Annotated in this window: 4 protein-coding genes; 3 read left to right on the top strand and 1 reads right to left on the bottom strand. The window is 67.3% G+C overall.

Annotated elements, in window-relative coordinates:
- On the bottom strand, positions 1-418 hold a 418-nt coding region (locus ENN83_RS01015), incomplete at its 3' end, for a Hint domain-containing protein (RefSeq protein WP_287183031.1).
- A 648-nt stretch (positions 419-1066) separates the two neighbouring features.
- On the opposite strand from ENN83_RS01015, the gene smpB reads away from it, so the two are divergent.
- The 3 genes from smpB (at position 1067) to ENN83_RS01000 (ending at position 3649) form a co-directional block, all read left to right on the top strand.
- Positions 1067-1543 (top strand): SsrA-binding protein SmpB, encoded by a 477-nt coding sequence (gene smpB / locus ENN83_RS01010; RefSeq protein ID WP_287183030.1) that lies wholly within the window; start codon positions 1067-1069, stop codon positions 1541-1543.
- Positions 1544-1607: 64 nt separating this feature from the next.
- Complete coding sequence (gene sseA, locus ENN83_RS01005; protein ID WP_287183033.1) at positions 1608-2465, top strand: 3-mercaptopyruvate sulfurtransferase; 858 nt, start codon at positions 1608-1610, stop codon at positions 2463-2465.
- Positions 2465-3649 carry an aromatic amino acid transaminase gene (locus ENN83_RS01000; protein ID WP_287183032.1) on the top strand — a complete coding sequence of 395 codons (1185 nt, stop codon included), beginning with the start codon at positions 2465-2467 and terminating at the stop codon, positions 3647-3649. Before sseA ends, ENN83_RS01000 begins: the two co-directional genes overlap by 1 nt.
- The last annotated feature ends 183 nt before the right edge of the window (positions 3650-3832 follow it).

The raw sequence follows: 3832 nt of genomic DNA, 5'->3' as shown, positions 1-3832 counted from the left end.
CGGTCGGCAGCGGTGCGCGGGGCGGGATTGGCAGCCACAGACCCTCGGCATGCACGTCCACCAGTTCGTCACAATGGAACAGCGTATAGGTGAAGATCGTCTCTGGCTTGCGCATGATCCGCGGCCCCGTGGTCAGCCGACCCGCGGGCTGCGCACGCGTTCCCGGCTGCGGCCGCGGCGGATGGATGCGCTGGGCGGGCGAGACCACGACCTCTCGCGCTGGAAAGCCCGCGCCGAAGGCGCCGGGACGGATCAGGACCGGCCGTGCCTCGGGATGGTGGACGAGGAAGGACTCGTCCAGCACCACCCGATCCAGCCAGACGATCCGCTTGAACGGGCCGCGACGGGTGCGCACCCGGTCGCCCACGCGCAATGCCTGCGCCGGGAAATCGCCAAGATCGGTGGTGATCCGGGTCATCGGCCCGAATCCTGGCAAGCTCCAGGCCCGCCGCATGTCCTGCGGGGCGTTGGCGGGGTCGCAAGCGCCCCGAAGGGAAGACGGGTCGGACATTGCCTGGCCTCAAACGGGCGGCCGCTGCATCCCGACCGCCGCCCGGGACGGGCGCGCGGCGGACTGCGTTGGGGTGCACGGGCCTGAACAACCCGAGGGCCCGTGCACCCCAAGCAACCACACCACTGGTTACGGACCCCGAGGGCCCCTTACGCAGGACCGACAACGTCGGCCCGCGGGTGACTAGGCTCCTTGAATAGGTCAACACTCGGGTGGAGTCCCGAAGCTTTGTGGAGCTTTGGTGACGCAGCGTCCACAAAGCGCGACAGGCGTTTTCTCCTCTGTCCACGGTCTGGGAACAATTCCGCGCCGCAACCTGCCGAAAAGTCAGGGCTGGCTTTGGGAAAGCCCGGAATCCGTCACCTTTGCCAGAACAATGGATCATGGCCATTCCGCCACCTTTCTACTGTTCACGACCCGCGAACAAACCGTTTCCGGCCAATTTTCGGGTCCTGTGACGAAAATTCGGGGCGGATCCCACGGATCCGCGCCGCGACTCACCCGCGGCTCCGGCCGCTTCCCCCCGGGGCCGGTTTCGCCTATATGCGCTGCACCATGGCCAAACCGAAAACCGACCCGAACTACAAGGTGATCGCCGAGAACCGGCGCGCGCGCTACGATTACGCGATTGAGGACGATCTGGAATGCGGGATCATCCTGCAGGGATCCGAGGTCAAGTCCCTGCGCGAGAACGGCGCCAACATCGCCGAAAGCTATGCCAGCGTCGAGAATGGCGAGCTGTGGCTGATCAACGGCTATATTCCGCCCTATGAACAGGCCAAGACCTGGGGCCACGAGGAACGGCGCCGCCGCAAGCTGCTGGTCAGCCGCAGGGAACTGGCCCGGCTCTGGTCGGACACCCAGCGCAAGGGCTACACGCTGGTCCCGCTGGTGCTCTATTTCAACCACAAGGGCGTGGCCAAGCTGAAGATCGGCATCGCAAAGGGCAAGAAGACCGAGGACAAGCGCGCGACCGAGGCCAAGCGGGACTGGCAGCGGCAGAAACAGCGCCTGCTCAAGCATCACGGCTGAGCGCCTTGCCAGCCGGACAACACCGTCCTAAGGGAATCCGGTGCTACGCGAGGCGGAGGGGTTCATGGGCTGTGACGATCCGACGATGTTGGTCTCGACCGAATGGCTGGCGGCACACCTGAAAGATCCGGACCTGCGCGTCCTGGACGCTTCGTGGTACCTGCCCGGCGCCGGAAGGAACCCGCGTGCCGAGTATGACGCCGCCCATATCCCCGGCGCGCGGTTCTTCGATATCGACGAGATCGCGGATCTGCGATCCGACATGCCGCACATGGCGCCCCCGGTCGAGAAGTTCATCGCCCGCATGCGCGCGATGGGGGTGGGCGACGGGCATCATGTCGTGGTCTATGACGGCGCTGGCATCTATTCGGCGCCACGGGTCTGGTGGACCTTCCGGCTGATGGGCAAGACCGATGTGGCGGTGCTGGATGGCGGCCTGCCGAAATGGCAGTCCGAGGGGCGCGCGGTCGAGAACACACCCCCCGTGATGCGCGACCGGCACATGACGGTCCAGCGCCAGGCCCAACTGGTCAAGGATGTCACCGAGGTCGCGGCAGCCTCGAAACTCGGCGATCACGCCATCCTGGACGCCCGCAGCCCGGGCCGGTTCGCCGGCACCGAGCCCGAACCGCGACCGGGCATTCGAGGCGGGCATATCCCCGGCGCGCGCAATGTCCATTACGAGACGCTTCTGAATCCCGACGGCACGATGAAATCGCCCGACAGCCTACGCACGGTGTTCGCTGCAGCGGGAGTGGATCTGTCCAAGCCCGCGATCACCTTCTGCGGCACCGGCGTGACGGCCGCGATCATCAACCTTGCGCTGGAACGGATCGGCCATCGCGACCACGCGCTCTACGACGGCTCCTGGACCGAATGGGGCATGTATGGCGATCTTCCGGTCGCAACGGGAGGAGCATGATTCTGAGCCGACTTTCACCGCAGGCCCCCGACAAGATCATCGGCCTGATGCAGGCTTTCCGCGCCGACCCGCGCGCCGACAAGATCGACCTTGGCGTGGGCGTCTATCGCGATGCCGTGGGCGCGACGCCGGTGATGCGCGGGGTCAAGGCGGCCGAGGCGCGGCTGTGGCAGAGCCAGCAGACCAAGGGCTATGTCGCGATCGAAGACGATCCCGGTTTTCTGGACGCGGTGCGCCTGCTGGTGCTGGGCGAGGCGGTTGGCGCCGAGCGAGTGGCCGCGGTGGCGACGCCGGGCGGAACCGGCGCGGTCCGGATCGCGCTGGATCTCGTGCGGCTGGCCAATCCCGGCGCGCGGGTCTTCATCCCCGATCCGAGCTGGCCGAACCATGCCGCCATCGTGGGCCATCCTGGACTCGAACAGGTGGACTACCGCTATTACGACGCGGCCTCGCGGGAGCTCGACCGGGCCGGAATGCTGGCCGATCTTGGACGTGCGGGGCCGGGCGATGTGGTGATCCTGCATGGCTGCTGCCACAACCCCACGGGCGCCGATCTGACCCCGGCCGATTGGGCGGATGTGGCGGGCGTTCTGGAACGGACCGGCGCGCTGGCGTTGGTCGATCTGGCCTATCTGGGCTTCGGCGCGGGCGTCGAGGCGGATGCCGCGGGGCTGCGGATGCTGGCCGGGCGGTTGCCGGAGATGCTGATAGCGGTCAGCGGGTCCAAGAATTTCGGGCTTTACCGCGAACGAGTGGGCGCAATCCTGGCCGTGGCGGGCGATGCGGCGACCGCGACGCTGGCGCGGGGGAACCTGTCGAACCTGAACCGCCAGACCTATGCCTTCCCGCCCGATCACGGTGCGCGCGTGGTCACCGACATCCTGACCGACGCGGCGTTGCGGGCGGACTGGCTGGCCGAACTCGACGCGATGCGCGCCCGGATAGAAGGCTTGCGCGCAAGTCTTGCCGACACACTGCGCGAGATCAGCGGCTCGGACCGCTTCGCCTGTCTGGCGGCGCAGAAGGGCATGTTCTCGCTGATCGGCGCGACGCCCGAGCAGGTGGCCGCGATGCGCGATGCCCATGGGGTCTATGTGATCGGCGACGGGCGGATGAACGTGGCGGGCCTGTCCGAGGCGAATATCCCGCGCGTGGCCCGGGCGATGCTGGCGGCCGGGCACTGACCGGGGCGGCGGCGGAACGGGAAAGGCCCAGGCCCGGCGTCAGCGCCAGCGCGACCATCGCAAGGGGATCAGTTTCAAGGGTTTCATTTCTCTTGGTCCTTTCGTGAGGACCGTCGTGGCGCTCGGATCGCGTCTTCGTTGGTTTCGCCCGTGCGCACGCGGACGGCCTGGTTCACGTCGAGG

The organism is Rhodovulum sp. (assembly GCF_011048875.1).
Taxonomy (GTDB): domain Bacteria; phylum Pseudomonadota; class Alphaproteobacteria; order Rhodobacterales; family Rhodobacteraceae; genus Rhodovulum; species Rhodovulum tesquicola.
Note: the sequence above shows the minus strand (reverse complement) of the source record. Positions and strands in the feature narration are given on the sequence as shown.

Coding starts and splice junctions, on each gene's coding strand:
- smpB (WP_287183030.1), top strand. CDS start 1,067: ATGGCCAAACCGAAAACCGACCCGAACTACAAGGTGATCGCCGAGAAC.
- sseA (WP_287183033.1), top strand. CDS start 1,608: ATGGGCTGTGACGATCCGACGATGTTGGTCTCGACCGAATGGCTGGCG.